We start from the raw sequence: 13594 nt of genomic DNA, 5'->3' as shown, positions 1-13594 counted from the left end.
CAGTGCTTTCTAAGAAATAGAAGTCGAATAGGGGTAGTGAAACTGGGGATGAAGAACCGGGTGATATAGAAAACTCGAATTTTTCATGGAATCATATAATACCTTGTTTGGGAAATATTTCATCTATATCTTAAGGAGTATTTTTAAGAAGTAAGGATAATGAATAACTGTAAAAACTAGAAGATAAATAGAAACAAGAGCAGTTACAAACAAAACCCGTTGTTAGAGCGATTTTTTGGGGATAACATGGAAAAGAGTTGCTTTTAAAGACATGATTAATCTTGTCTGATGTTCACATACATTACATAGCAGTTTTTTTATGGACATTCAGTTAATCAACATCGGTTTCGGCAATATTGTTTCTGCCAACCGAGTAGTTGCAATTGTCAGTCCAGAATCAGCCCCAATTAAGCGAATCATTACCGATGCGCGAGATCGAGGTCAGCTGATTGATGCAACTTACGGTCGTCGTACTAGGGCTGTAATTATAACTGATTCGAGCCACGTTATTCTTTCGGCTATCCAGCCGGAAACAGTAGCGAATCGTTTCGTTATTTCCCGCGAGCATCATGTTGTAGATAATTAAAGGAGCATGAGTTACAATTTCCGTAAATTCAGGGGCAGGCTTTAAATTAAGTGAACTCATGTTGTATCCGATATTTAGGAATGACCAAGCCTGCCAATTTTTTTAGATACGATATGGGGTATATATCACGAGCAGGTAAAACGTATAAATTTTTTGTACCATGTGAATTAAGCGATTTTAAAAGTCGTTAAAATTACAAGTCACCTTAGCCAATAGTCATTAATTAAACTAACAAATGACTGCTGACTAGTGAATAATGTATATAAATTGATTTACAGGGAAAGCGAATGATGCAAGTGTTATCCACCAACAGTGGTGCTACTACTAAATTATTGTCTTCAGGAAAGCTGATTGTTTTAACAGGTCCTAGTGGTGTCGGTAAAGGCACTTTAATGCGATTGCTTCTTTCGCGTCATCCCGAACTCAATTACTCAATATCTGCCACTACCCGTCCTCCTCGTCCAGGAGAAGTAGACGGCAAGGATTATTATTTTATTAGCCGTACTAAATTTCAACGGTTGATTGAGGAAGATGAATTTCTGGAGTGGGCGGAATTTGCCACCAATTTATACGGTACCCCTCGTAAACCAGTAATTGAACTGTTAGAGTCTGGTAATTCCGTACTACTTGAGATTGAATTAGAAGGAGCAAGACAAATTCGTGCCAAATTTCCCGAAGTTTTGAGTATTTTTATACTTCCACCCAATTTTAATGAATTAGAGAAACGAATACGCGGTAGAAAAAAAGATTCTGAAGCGGCTATATCCCATCGTTTAAAGCGTGCTAAAGAAGAAATTGACTCTGCTTATGAATTCGATATTCAAATAGTGAATGACGATTTAGAAACTGCTGTTCATGAAATTGAAATGGCGATGTTTTCTCAGAGCGAACTATTTTGAATGACGCTAAGTAATTGAAATTAGATGCTAAACCTGGATTTCTCACAAGTAAGTGGTAAGCGTTGAATGACCGATTGATTTTCCCACTACTCACTACTCACCACTCACTACCCACTACCCACTACCCACTACTCAGTCCAACTTCCTTCTTGTTTGTGAAAAATGCGGGTAAAAAACAAAGGACACTAACCAAGAGGATCAAAGTCTTTGTGTTGTGTCCTTTTGCCTTCGCGATCGCCACATTAACGGTGCTGGCGATCGCGCTTTAATTAATGTTTTAAGAAAACATAAAACCGAAATTAACCAGCTAAACCTTGGAGAAATGGCAGGTTACTGGTCAAAAAGTATGCCGTTATCGCACCACCAATACCGCCAATTAAAAAGGCACTGCCAAAATTGTTCCAACCTTCGGTAGTATTAAAAGCACTAGGTGGATTTGGCACAGTTACTGTAGCAACTGGTTTGGGTGGATTGCTATTAGCGTACAAAGATAAGCAAGCGGTGAGAATCACAACCAAGCCGATTGTGGAAAGTAAGCCAGCCAAGTTAGCGGGTGGTGCATTACGCAGGGGTCCTAATTTAGCAAATGGACCAAATAAGAAGTAACCGTGTGCCATACCAACTTCTAATCCGCGTCTGAAAGGAGTTAAATCAGGACGATAAGCTGGTAAGTTTCCGATAAACCACTTAATTAGCCCAGAAGAGTTAATTGGGGTTTCTAGATTGCCTAACTGGGGATTGCCTGCGGCTGCAAAAACAACTTCCTGATTTCTGGGGTCACTAGAATTATTTTTCGATGCATCTGCTGCTTGCGCCATATTTGTCATATTTTATTTTTCCCTCTCGAACAAATTGGTACTTTTCTACATATTAATGATGTATCTTGACGAGATTTTTAACAGTAATTTTTAGAAAAATTAATAAATATAAAATCAAATATAAAACCAAAGATAAAACTCGCTTCTGCCCGGTTAGCAAAAGCGAGTTTCACAACAAATTATTCCCACATAATCAATAGGAATTTATCAGTTATCAGTTATCAGTTATTAGCTAAATTCCTGGGTCTAAATTCCTGAATTTAAGTCCCCATTCATCAACTGGTACGTACTGATAACTGTTTGCCGTATGACATAAAATACAAGCAGTTAACGCACTGAGTAAACGCTAATACTGATAACTATTTACTGTTCACTGATTTAATCAGACTTGTAAGCTACAAGTGAACTCATAACTCGAAAAACAACGTTTTGTATACCCAATTTAAGGTAGTGGATGGAACAATAAGTCGGGGAAAATGTAGTTGAATACAATCAACAAAACTGCTGTAAAGATTAACCAGCCAAACAGTAGGACTGGTGCGAGAGAAAGATACTTCAAGAAATCACTTTGCATTAATCATTACTCCCAAATAATGAGAATTAGGTAGATAATTGGACGAGTAGATTTACGCGCTTGAATCATTAAGAAGAGTCATTTTAAAGACAGCCGGACAATAAATTATTGATCATAATTAGCTTGTCTTTTTGATAGCTGGCAGAGTTCTGACAATCTTCTCAATTAACAATTGCTACTAGCGTGGAGAAATTGGAATTTCTTCGTCCTTTGCAGTCAATTCACCCGAAAGCAACTCTTTGATTGCTGCTGCGGGCCAAGTAAAACCAGAAAGCATTAGCGGTAATGCTGTGGGTAGATCGATAATGATTTCCTTCATCTCAGGATCTTTTGCTTCTCTGACGGCTTGGAGGTAAGCACGACCTACCCAACCAATCCAGCCAGCAATGTAAAGAAACAGAATCCCAGGAATCAAGAAATCACCAGCATTGCTCAGACGACCATCAACAATCAAATGAGGTAGACCCTCTGGACCGCACAAGGCTTGAGAATAACGTTCAAAACGTTTCTCTCCGCTATTGGGGTCGGAGGTCGTGTTACGGGCATCCGCAGCACGTTGTTGAAAAGCGGGTGAGTCGCTGCACCGTACAAGGTCAGCGCCTACAGCGAAGGCTGGTGGGGCGAAATTAAACGCCAAACAAACAGCTAAAATTAGAGCAAACAAGCGTCCCATGAAATTGTTTCCTTTTATGACGAAACAAAAATTTTTTGTACAAAACGAAGCGGCTCGTACAAATTTAAATTTGTCTAACTAAGAAGCGATCATACTCTTGATGCGTAAACTGAGTAAAGTTGAAGTAAATAAAAGTTAAAGCTTCTACAACAAAATTTTTATATTAGATAACCTTGATAGATGACAACTGTTTTAGCCATAGAAACTAGCTGCGATGAAACTGCTGTTGCAATTGTTAATAATCGTGACGTTTGTAGCAATGTTGTAGCGTCGCAAATTTCAATTCATAAAAATTATGGTGGAGTAGTGCCAGAAGTTGCCTCCCGCCTACATTTGGAGACCATCAATTCACTTATAGCCCTTGCTTTAGAACAAGCACAATTAGATTGGAAAGCAATTGACGGTGTAGCTGCTACTTGTGCGCCAGGATTGGTAGGAGCGCTGCTAGTAGGCTTAACCGCCGCGAAAACTCTATCTATGGTGCATTCCTTACCATTTTTAGGAATTCATCATCTTGAAGGTCATATTTATGCTAATTATCTGAGCGAACCAACTCTTGAAACTCCATTTTTAAGTTTGTTGGTTTCCGGTGGACATACAAGCTTAATTTACGTCAAAGATTGCGGAGTTTACGAAAACCTGGGAGCGACAAGGGATGATGCAGCAGGAGAAGCATTTGACAAAGTAGCGCGGTTGTTGAAGCTGGGATACCCCGGTGGACCAATCATTGACCAACTAGCTCAACAAGGTAATTCTAGTGCCTTTAAATTGCCAGAAGGAAGAGTTTCTTTACCCGAAGGAGGGTATCACCCCTATGATGCGAGTTTTAGCGGCTTAAAGACAGCAGTATCACGATTGGTACAGCAGTTAGAGAAAGATCATCATGTAATACCTGTAGCAGATGTAGCAGCTAGTTTTCAGGATACTGTAGCCAGAGCGCTGACCAAAAGAGCTATATCCTGTGCTTTAGATTATGGTTTGAATACGATCACCGTGGGTGGTGGAGTCGCAGCCAACAGCGGTTTGAGAAAGCATTTACTTGCAGCAGCAGAAGCTCATAACTTGCGAGTATTATTTCCGCCTTTAAAATATTGTACCGATAACGCCGCGATGATAGCTTGCTGTGCCACAGACCATCTTAATAGAGGACATATTTCTTCTTTAAATCTCGGTGTTGAGTCAAGGCTATCGCTGAGTCAGGTTATGAAGTTGTATGATTGAGGAGTTAGTTGACAGTTGACAGTTGACAGTTGACAGTTGCCTGTTGCCTGTTGCCTTTAACCTTTAACTTTTATTAACTAATAATAGAGCGGATGTGATTGGCAACAGCATCTGGTTGTTCTAACATTGCTAAATGTCCGCAGTTGGGAATTTCGATTACGTTGTCGCCGCAATATTGAAATAAAGGGTGGAAACTGGCTAAGTGACGAACGTACTTTGGTTCCATGACTTTATCTTCGGCACCGGCTAAAAAATAAACTGGTTGGTCAAGTTGAGATACCAATTGGGGTAGATGATTTACTTCCTCTTCTGTGGTTGAATCGAGCAGCGCTCCCAAAGCGGCTTGAGGATCGGCGACTAAAAAATCGATAATTCGCTGACGCACCCAATGACGTTCTAAGGGACGCGCAACAGAATTCCTCGCAAACAGCAACTCAATTAAAGGTACTTGAGATAACCATTTGGGACGAACTTGTAAAAATCGCTGTCCTGCGGTGCGAAATTTTTCAAATGCTTCTTTGAGATAAATACCACCACCGGAATTGATGCAGATGACTCCTTTGACTTGTTGAGGCATTTGAGTCGCTGCCCATAAAGCAATGGTGCCACCAAAAGAATGACCAATCAACCAAGCATTATCTATATTTAATTGTTGCAGCAGGACTACTAAATCCTCCATATAAGCAGCTGGAGTATAAAGAGAATCAAAGGGATTAACGGCTGTCTTGCGTCCCGTACTAGTTAAATTTGAAGGATCGCCATTAGCTTCGCTAGAGCGTAACGGCATATCGCGATTTGTTTTTTCTTGCAATTGAGATTCCCCAAAACCTCGCAAGTCGTATGAGAGGCACCTAAAATCTGCCTCTAAGCGCTTTATTGCAGGCTGCCAGTATCCACGGCTATTAAGCCAACCGTGAATAAACACTAAGGTGTAGGGACTTGGTTTAGGAAGGGTTAGCTCGTATGCGTGGGGAACGCCGAAAATTTCGATGGTTGCCATGAGAGCAGCACGTACCTTTAAGTAATGAAAGCGATAAAAGAGGCTTACAAGAAAGTCTTGATTTAAAATTCTCCGATAGATATTGGGGGATTTCAAGAATTACTTGTTGGTGTTCTTAATTAATTCTGGCAATTATTTAACCTCATGGCTGGGAATTAATCGACATTTTTCTAGATTCATCTACCGAGGAACCTTCCACGGACGCTTTCGGCGATTTTATGACCCAAATATTCCGGTATTAAGCTTTCGTTAGGTCCTAATAAATAAAGAATCAAACGGGTGCGTCCTCTCCAAACCAGCAGGTTGGCATTGACAACAAGCAAGTCTTCGAGCCACATAGCATACATAACTTTATAAAATAATCCCGGTTGGTTGTCAGCTTCAATAACCAAAGCTGGTAAATGAAACACTGGATCTACGTAAAATTCGGTTTCTACTTTTTCTAAGCCAGCATCGAGGTTAAATTCGACTGCGAGCATTTCTTCTACTTCAAAGCGTCCTCCTAAAGCTTCGCGAATTGCGCGACAGACGTTTTCTGCGGTTTTCTCCAACAGGGCTTTGCTATCACGAGATACAATTAGTTTAATAAAAACCAACATTGGTGGCTTGATTTGACCGTACAAACTTAAACTGTGAATTGTCAGTCCGTAAGCTGCTAGAACCCCAAAAATATCGCTGAGCAGAAAAGACTGATTGCGATAGGCAAAATGCAAGGCGCTTTTACCAGCTTCGGGTTTTAGTTCGATGACAGCACGTCTGGTTTTATAAAGCCGATAGGCTAGCCGCAAATTTTGCAGTTGAATCTCACTACTCACAAATTGCTCGTAAAATTGGGGAAACGACTTATTAAACCGTTTGAGTAGTTCTAGTGTTGATGTTTTTAACCCAGAAGCCATTTTTTAATCTAAGACTTGCTTGTTGTTGTAAAAATTAATGCTTTTGACCGGAAAATTCAAAAAACGGTAAGCCGTCCCTCAAAATTTTAAGGCAGTGTTGTATACAATTGATTCTTAGATATTAGGGTAGCTTTTAGTTAATTTTTACGCTTGTTCTGTCAACAAGATGCTAAAGTTGAAAATAATTGATGTTAAACACGCTTATTCTTGGCTAGCATCACCTATCAAAATCTCTGAAAACCAACTCTCCAGAGTTAGTCTAGAGTTTTGTAGACAGCTTGCTGTGATGCGTGTCGCTCAATATGCACGTAACCAAACGTGAAAACCGTCTTCAGTTATACTACCCGAACCAGGCTGGCATGGGTTTTTGGAAAACTTGGTTTAATGCTACTAATGATGGTGTCGTGACAACTAAAGCGACTCATGAGTTTGAAGAACATAGTGCGAATCCCCCTGGAAATAACTCCAATCGTAGTGGCGATCGCATAGTTTTTAGTACGGAACGAGATATTGACCTATACGAGTTAGAAGAACTTTGTGACGCGGTAGGTTGGTCTCGTCGTCCTTTAAGAAAAGTGAAGAAAGCCATCGAGCATAGTTTTCTCGTAGCTACTATGTGGCAAGTACGAGGAAACACACGAAGACTCGTTGGTTTTGCCCGTGCTACCTCGGATCATGCCTTTAATGCCACTATTTGGGATGTAGTGGTTCACCCAGACTTTCAAGGCAAAGGAATGGGTAAGGCATTAATGAAATATGTACTAAAAAAACTTAGAAGTGAAGAAATTAGCAACGTGACTCTTTTTGCCGACCCCCATGTTGTGGATTTTTACCGGAATCTCGGCTTTATGTCAGATCCAGAAGGCATTAAAGGTATGTTTTGGTATCCCCATTAATCCCATGTTCTTAGCTCAAAAATGCTTTTATTTTAAAGCTTATGCAAAGCTAAATAAATAATAATTATATGGTGAAGCGAAAATCCGCGCTATCAACAGGCGCGGACTATTTTTAGAAGGCAATCAGCTAAGAGTAAATTTAACAGTTATCAGTTATCAGTTATCAGTCACGTTTATATTTGGGAAAGTTGAAGTTGGGAGCCATAGGGTAGGTGATCGGCGTTGGAGTATTGGTTTAAATAGAACACCATACTAGGAGTGTTTACTGTTCACTGTATGACCCTACCGCGTCACGCTGCCCGCTTCACTGTTCACTGATTTAAATTTATTTGTCAAAAGTACATTAAATGTGATATTGTAAAAATGTTGTCAGTTGTTTAAATTTAAACATTGACTTTTACGGGATGTAGCGCAGCTTGGTAGCGCGCCTGCTTTGGGAGCAGGATGTCGCAGGTTCGAATCCTGTCATCCCGATTAGAAAAGTATTTATTGCAAAGACTTTAGGACGATGATTATGTTCTGAAGTTTTTTATGGTAACTATTAGAAAGTATTTAGAAGCTAAAAAATCAACAAATTAATTTAAGTCCCTGTTATATAAGACAATCATCATAAAAATCCGACGAATGATTATGGGATTATATTTATCGAACTCATCTTCTGGTTTTTTAAGTATAGTTTAAGTAACAAATGTTATATTTAATTTAGTATTAAAACTGATACTCATCGGGTTTATGTTTAAAAATAGATGCTTGTTAGGAATTAAGTATCTAAAACAACGTTTAAAAAAGCACTAATTTTTCCAAGATTTATATGGAACGATATTTTTTTGAATCGCGTCAACATTATTTAAGAAAAGCAATAAAATGACATCTAATGTGTTTGAAAGAGGAGATATTTTTTGCTTTTGCGTTTTTCAATATGGTCGCTCCATATAGGCATCTGAGCTTATATTCATTAAAATTTTGAAAAACTTGACACAAATGTAAATAACGCAGTAAAAAAAAACTCTTGAAGAGACTATAACTGTAAAAAGTCGGTTTTACATTATTGATTCAAATTGCCTAGAATTTCGACTTGATTAAAGTACTGAAAGAACCGGAGAAAACATGAAATCATTAGTTCGCTGGGGAACAACATTAGGTTTAGTAGGGAGTACCTTGCTCGCAACTGCCATCGCCGGAATTGCCCCAGTCATCGCATTGTCAGAACAACAAATCAAAACTAAGCTTGATAACATACCAGTATGGTTGATTACCAATCCTCAAGGCTTACCCTTAAGTCGTCCTCTACCCGAACAAAATGGTAAACAAGCTGCTGGTTCCGTAACTGGTGTTTACATGAGTCAACAAGAAGCTCAAGCCTTTATCGCCGAATTACGAAATGTAAAAGATAAAGATCCGAAAACTACTCAGATGGTGAAAAGCTTACAAGCTACTCCCGTACCTTTAGGAGTGATTTTTGAGCAAGTTCAAAAAACTAAAAACGAACCGAATCGCTTGTTATTCGCTTTTAAACCCATCGACAAGGAAGTTAAAGGAGCGATGGAATTATTGAAAAAAAATGGCGAGCAGGTAAAACAATTTAGAAGTGTACCAGTTTTTATCGTCAGATTTGCACCCGATAAAAGCTACGTACCAATCAAACTTGGAGATCAAAAAGCAGAACAGGAAGTAGTTCCTTTGTTCTTTAGTATGCAAGATGCTCAAAATTTGCTCAATCAAGTACAGCCAAAATTCCCCAAAGCTGATATTCAGGTAGTAGATGTAGACGGAATACTCAATACTTTACAAGAGAAAAACGACCCTTGGCTTGATAAAGTCGTATTTTTCCCGAATCCAGAAGCTAGACAATATATTCAGAAACTTCCCCAGGAAAACCCACCTAAATCAACAACCGCACCTGCACCGAAAAAATAGTACATCTACACTCTTCAACTTGAGACATGGCGGATAAGCAGCTACAAATATCTGGTTTAGAACTTTCACAATGGCGAGATACTGCGATATCGGCTGCTGTATCCGCTAATGTCTCCAAAACCGAGGTAGATTGGCTGCTACAGGAAATAGCTGGATTAGATCGTTTGTCACTACGTCTAGGTTCTTTTAAAGACAGGTCTCAAATTCAGCTAAAGTTACCTTTACAGGAATTATCAATCCTGTGGCAACAAAGACTTAACGAAAGTCTTCCAGTCCAGTACATTACAAAAGTTGCTTGTTGGCGACATTTTAATATTACAGTTTCTCAGAGCGTTTTAATTCCCAGACCTGAAACCGAATCCTTAATTGACTTGGCGATCGCCGCTACTGCTGACAAACCAACCATACGTGAAGGGCATTGGGCAGACTTGGGTACTGGTAGTGGAATAATAGCTTTAGGATTGTGTCATGCTTTTAGTAATGCGAAAATCCATGCTGTCGATTTTTCATCCGAAGCGCTTGCCGTTGCTCGCTTAAATGCCGATAATTATAGTTTGAGCAATCGCATTGTATTCTATCAAGGTTCTTGGTGGGAGCCGTTAGATTTTCTCAAAGGAGAGTTTAGCGGCATGGTATCCAATCCGCCTTATATTCCTACCAGTACCTTGTCCGAATTGCAGCCGGAAGTATTTAAACACGAACCACATCTTGCCTTGGATGGTGGTAATGATGGTTTAGAATGCATCCGTCATTTGATCGAAACTTCATCCGATTATTTAAAACCTGGTGGAATATGGTTAGTTGAAATGATGATGGGACAAGCTCCGCGAGTTACTCAAATGTTGCGCGATCGCGGTACCTATAGCAAAATAGAAATTCATTGCGATTTAGCTGGAATTGAACGTTTTGCACTAGCTTATAAAAGTTAGTTGATAGTTGATAGTTGATAGTTGATAGTTGACAGTTGATAGTTGATAGTTGACAGTTGGCAGTTGGCAGTTGATAGTTATTATTAGCAATCTATAATATGCAGACCTTTCACCTTTGACCTTTAACCTTTAACCTAAAGAAATAATAATTGATAAATGACAAGGGTTTCTATTGCTGAGTTGGTAGCAGGAGCAAGGGCTGGTAAAGCAATCTGTTTTCCAACAGATACTGTTCCTGCATTAGCAACCTTACCTGACAATGCATCATTAATTTATACATTAAAGCAGAGAGATATCAATAAGCCGCTAATTCTTATGGCAAGTGATGCAGAGAAGTTGTGGAGTTTTGTGTACGGAAATCAACAAGAGTATGAAATTTGGCAAAAAATTGCGGATAAATACTGGGGTGGAGCGCTGACTTTGGTCTTACCTGCATCGACGAAAGTACCGAAAGCGATGAATCCCAATGACCCTACTACGATTGGGGTTAGAGTTCCTCAAAATGATATTGCTCGCAGAATTTTAGCACAAACTGGTCCTTTGGCGACTACCAGCGCTAATTTATCGGGACAACCTCCCTTACAGACTATGGATGAAATTGAGGTAGAGTTTCCCGATGTACTAACTTTGGCGACAACAGCATATGATAGTAAAACACCTGCCATGGGTATTCCTTCTACTGTTGCCAAGTGGAATGGGGGAAAATGGCAGATTTTGCGTGAAGGTGCGGTTAATTTAGATATTTAATTAAATATTTAAACTTTTATTGCATTTACGAAAAACTATTATCAAAAAATCTTTGACATCAAGTTTAAATAAAAATTTTGGGTATATAAGTCGGGTTTTTATCAAAATTTGTAAAAGTTTTACAGCTATTTATCTTAAAAACCCGACTTCTGTGATTATCGCTAAAACCTAAATTTTCCCGGTTTGTAAGAAGTGGGGTTTTTATGAGTGTTTTCTGGTGTTACCCATAGAAGATAGTAAAACCCGGCTTCTGTGATTATCATCAAACTAAGGTTAAATAAAAATTAACAATTTACATTGACGCTGTAATCAACTCGCTCAAAAGATAATTTTGAGGGGATAAAATGTTTTAGGGGTAAAAACTAAAAAGCGAGCCTAAATCTATCTCAGAACCAGAGGAACTCAGTAAGGTGCTTTTGTAATCAATCAAGAAGTTAAAATTTACTAAAAAATCATGAATTTGAATAACTGGGTATATTTTGGAGTTGGATTAGCATTAGGAATAGGTATTTGTTGGTTATTCCTAGGCTCTAAAACTTCAAATAATTCATCTTTTAGCTTATCAAAAGAAGAAAATAAACAGGATATTTCTGCGCTATCTCAACGAATGAGGGAAGTGGAAATAGCTTACCATATGGCAAGAGAAATGAGTCAGTTTAAAGCTGGATTTTTAGCACGGACTACTCATGTATTGCGATCGCCACTTAATGGTTTAATTGGTTTGCATCAATTAATTTTATCGGATCTATGTGAAAATCCAGAGGAAGAGCGAGAATTTATCTCTCAAGCTCATGAACGAGCTTTAAAGTTATTAAATTTAATTGATGAAATTCTGAATATTGCTAGAGCCGAACATGGCGATCACAAATTAGAAATTCAGTCTTGCTCATTAAGTCAAATATTACAGGAAGTTCAGGAATTAACTTATATGCTTGCTGAAAATCGTAATTATCCGTTTGAGGTGTTACAACCAAGGGAGGATATTTATGTTTTAAGCGATCAGCGTTGGTTAAAACAAATATTAACAAGCTTGGTAGATACTGCAATTTCTCAAATGGAAGAAGGTACGATAAATATTTCTGCTAAAGCTGATCGTGAAAAGAATCTGGCTTATATTTGGTTAGATGCACCAGAAGACGCGATTCCTTCAAGTGAACCGATAAATTTAATTGAGTCGGCCGAAGATACTAAAAAAGTAGACGAGCAACAAAGTAAACTGCTCCAAGCAGGAATGAAGCTATTACTCAATCAAACTTTACTTGAAGTAATGGGAGGAAAAATCGAACCAGTCTTCTATCCCAAAACTAACAATAACGAAAATATATCCCGGTTGCAAATTTCTATCCCTTTAGGGATTCTTGAAGCTGATTCGCACCATTAAGAGTATCAAGCTTGGTCAGATTTGAGCGGTTGTACATTATCATTGTCGTGGAGTGATTCTGCTGAAAACCAATTTTTTCGTAAAATTGTTGCTGATGAGTAGTCATCAAATAGATCCGCTCAACCCGACTCATTCGGGGATGACTCAAAACGCTTTCTACCAATTTACTACCTAGTCCAGTTCCCCGGAAATCTGGGTGGATGACAACATCCCAAATCGTTGCACGATAAACACCATCACTTGTTGCTCTAGCAAAACCGATTAATTGCTGTTTATTCCACACAGTAATTACTGGCTCGCTATTTTTGATTGCTTCCGCTAAATCTTCTATATTACGCTCCTTAGCCCAAAAAGCTCCTAAAGCAAATAATTCTTGCAATTGCTTAATGTCTATTTCCGATTTTGCAGCGCTAAATAAAATCTGAGAATTATTCATATACCGTACCCAGATAAAAATCGTGTTGTTGTAGTTATACCAATATTGCTGAAATTACGCAAAAACCCCCAAATCATCGGGGGGCTGAGGGAATGTAAAATTTTCTAACATCATATTTTCCCTTGTTGTTGCGTAAGCTTTAATTGTATATCACAATACTTATAATTTATCTACAAAAGTATGGAAAAATTAACATTATCAAAAAATAACTAAAAAAGCTTAGTTATCACAAACCCATTTCCATAAAGGATGAGAAGGACCCCGTTCGCGGATGCGATAAACTTGTTTTTCCAAGCGTTGCTTTTCCGAAACTGGCATACCGACTAAGATATTACGACTTTGCCAAACTAAAACACTAAGAGTCATACCAATACATAAACTAAGTCCGATAGCAGCAAAAGGATGGAACAACAAAGCATATCGTACCGCGACCCAAGTAAAATATTCGCGTAAAAACTCAATTTCTTTACGTAAATCCCACAAGCACAAAGGTGCTAATATCAGCCATAAGAATACTACTAGTAACCAACGACCATAAACCGTCAGCCGATGAAGTCTTTGTACCTGTCGAGCCAAAGATGAGTCAGATGATTGTTGTTCTACTTGAGCCATAAGCAATGG

Annotated in this window: 15 protein-coding genes and 1 tRNA gene; 9 read left to right on the top strand and 7 right to left on the bottom strand. The window is 38.7% G+C overall.

Annotated elements, in window-relative coordinates; translation table 11 throughout:
• Window positions 1–319 precede the first annotated feature (319 nt).
• Both remA and gmk read left to right on the top strand, forming a co-directional pair.
• Window positions 320–586 (top strand): extracellular matrix/biofilm regulator RemA, encoded by a 267-nt coding sequence (gene remA, locus IQ247_RS19555; protein ID WP_015117729.1) that lies wholly within the window; start codon window positions 320–322, stop codon window positions 584–586.
• A gap of 287 nt (window positions 587–873) precedes the next feature.
• The gene (gene gmk / locus IQ247_RS19550) at window positions 874–1485 is read left to right on the top strand and encodes a guanylate kinase (RefSeq protein ID WP_193922775.1); all 612 of its coding nucleotides are present in this window, start codon (window positions 874–876) and stop codon (window positions 1483–1485) included.
• 299 nt (window positions 1486–1784) lie between these two features.
• On the opposite strand, the gene IQ247_RS19545 is transcribed toward gmk, so the two are convergent.
• The 3 genes from IQ247_RS19545 to IQ247_RS19535 all read right to left on the bottom strand — a co-directional run bounded on the left by IQ247_RS19545 (window position 1785) and on the right by IQ247_RS19535 (window position 3550).
• Window positions 1785–2312: a photosystem I reaction center subunit XI gene (locus IQ247_RS19545; protein ID WP_228059878.1), complete on the bottom strand. Its 528-nt coding sequence runs from the start codon at window positions 2310–2312 to the stop codon at window positions 1785–1787.
• Window positions 2313–2745: 433 nt separating this feature from the next.
• Complete coding sequence (locus IQ247_RS19540; protein WP_193922774.1) at window positions 2746–2877, bottom strand: Photosystem I reaction center subunit IX; 132 nt, start codon at window positions 2875–2877, stop codon at window positions 2746–2748.
• A gap of 178 nt (window positions 2878–3055) precedes the next feature.
• On the bottom strand, window positions 3056–3550 hold the full coding sequence (locus IQ247_RS19535; protein WP_193922773.1) for a Photosystem I reaction center subunit III: 495 nt from the start codon (window positions 3548–3550) through the stop codon (window positions 3056–3058).
• A 180-nt stretch (window positions 3551–3730) separates the two neighbouring features.
• On the opposite strand from IQ247_RS19535, the gene tsaD reads away from it, so the two are divergent.
• Window positions 3731–4771 carry a tRNA (adenosine(37)-N6)-threonylcarbamoyltransferase complex transferase subunit TsaD gene (tsaD, locus tag IQ247_RS19530; protein WP_193922772.1) on the top strand — a complete coding sequence of 347 codons (1041 nt, stop codon included), beginning with the start codon at window positions 3731–3733 and terminating at the stop codon, window positions 4769–4771.
• 73 nt (window positions 4772–4844) lie between these two features.
• Here tsaD and IQ247_RS19525 read toward each other — a convergent pair whose 3' ends face one another.
• A complete protein-coding gene (locus IQ247_RS19525; protein ID WP_193922771.1) occupies window positions 4845–5771 on the bottom strand; it encodes an alpha/beta fold hydrolase in 927 nt (308 codons plus the stop codon).
• Between the two features lie 176 nt (window positions 5772–5947).
• Complete coding sequence (locus IQ247_RS19520) at window positions 5948–6667, bottom strand: hypothetical protein (RefSeq protein ID WP_193922770.1); 720 nt, start codon at window positions 6665–6667, stop codon at window positions 5948–5950.
• A 359-nt stretch (window positions 6668–7026) separates the two neighbouring features.
• Between IQ247_RS19520 and IQ247_RS19515 the strand changes: the two genes are divergently transcribed.
• The 6 genes from IQ247_RS19515 to IQ247_RS19490 all read left to right on the top strand — a co-directional run bounded on the left by IQ247_RS19515 (window position 7027) and on the right by IQ247_RS19490 (window position 12537).
• Window positions 7027–7563, top strand: a complete 537-nt coding sequence (locus IQ247_RS19515) for a GNAT family N-acetyltransferase (protein WP_193922793.1) — start codon at window positions 7027–7029, stop codon at window positions 7561–7563.
• Window positions 7564–7963: 400 nt separating this feature from the next.
• Window positions 7964–8037: transfer RNA gene (locus IQ247_RS19510), tRNA-Pro, on the top strand.
• Window positions 8038–8670: 633 nt separating this feature from the next.
• Window positions 8671–9480 carry a Tic22 family protein gene (locus IQ247_RS19505; protein WP_193922769.1) on the top strand — a complete coding sequence of 270 codons (810 nt, stop codon included), beginning with the start codon at window positions 8671–8673 and terminating at the stop codon, window positions 9478–9480.
• Window positions 9481–9506: 26 nt separating this feature from the next.
• On the top strand, window positions 9507–10409 hold the full coding sequence (gene prmC, locus IQ247_RS19500) for a peptide chain release factor N(5)-glutamine methyltransferase (RefSeq protein ID WP_193922768.1): 903 nt from the start codon (window positions 9507–9509) through the stop codon (window positions 10407–10409).
• A gap of 156 nt (window positions 10410–10565) precedes the next feature.
• Window positions 10566–11156 (top strand): L-threonylcarbamoyladenylate synthase, encoded by a 591-nt coding sequence (locus IQ247_RS19495; protein ID WP_193922767.1) that lies wholly within the window; start codon window positions 10566–10568, stop codon window positions 11154–11156.
• 454 nt (window positions 11157–11610) lie between these two features.
• Window positions 11611–12537 (top strand): sensor histidine kinase, encoded by a 927-nt coding sequence (locus IQ247_RS19490; RefSeq protein WP_193922766.1) that lies wholly within the window; start codon window positions 11611–11613, stop codon window positions 12535–12537.
• On the opposite strand, the gene IQ247_RS19485 is transcribed toward IQ247_RS19490, so the two are convergent.
• Window positions 12497–12973 (bottom strand): GNAT family N-acetyltransferase, encoded by a 477-nt coding sequence (locus IQ247_RS19485; RefSeq protein WP_193922765.1) that lies wholly within the window; start codon window positions 12971–12973, stop codon window positions 12497–12499. The genes IQ247_RS19490 and IQ247_RS19485 overlap by 41 nt on opposite strands.
• Before the next feature lie 219 nt (window positions 12974–13192).
• Window positions 13193–13585 carry a hypothetical protein gene (locus IQ247_RS19480; protein WP_193922791.1) on the bottom strand — a complete coding sequence of 131 codons (393 nt, stop codon included), beginning with the start codon at window positions 13583–13585 and terminating at the stop codon, window positions 13193–13195.
• Window positions 13586–13594 lie beyond the last annotated feature (9 nt).

Origin of the sequence: Plectonema cf. radiosum LEGE 06105 (assembly GCF_015207665.1) — a bacterium.
Taxonomy (GTDB): domain Bacteria; phylum Cyanobacteriota; class Cyanobacteriia; order Cyanobacteriales; family Nostocaceae; genus Rivularia; species Rivularia radiosa_A.
The sequence above is the reverse complement of the archived record's forward strand: the minus strand, read 5'-3'. Positions and strand labels throughout refer to the sequence as shown.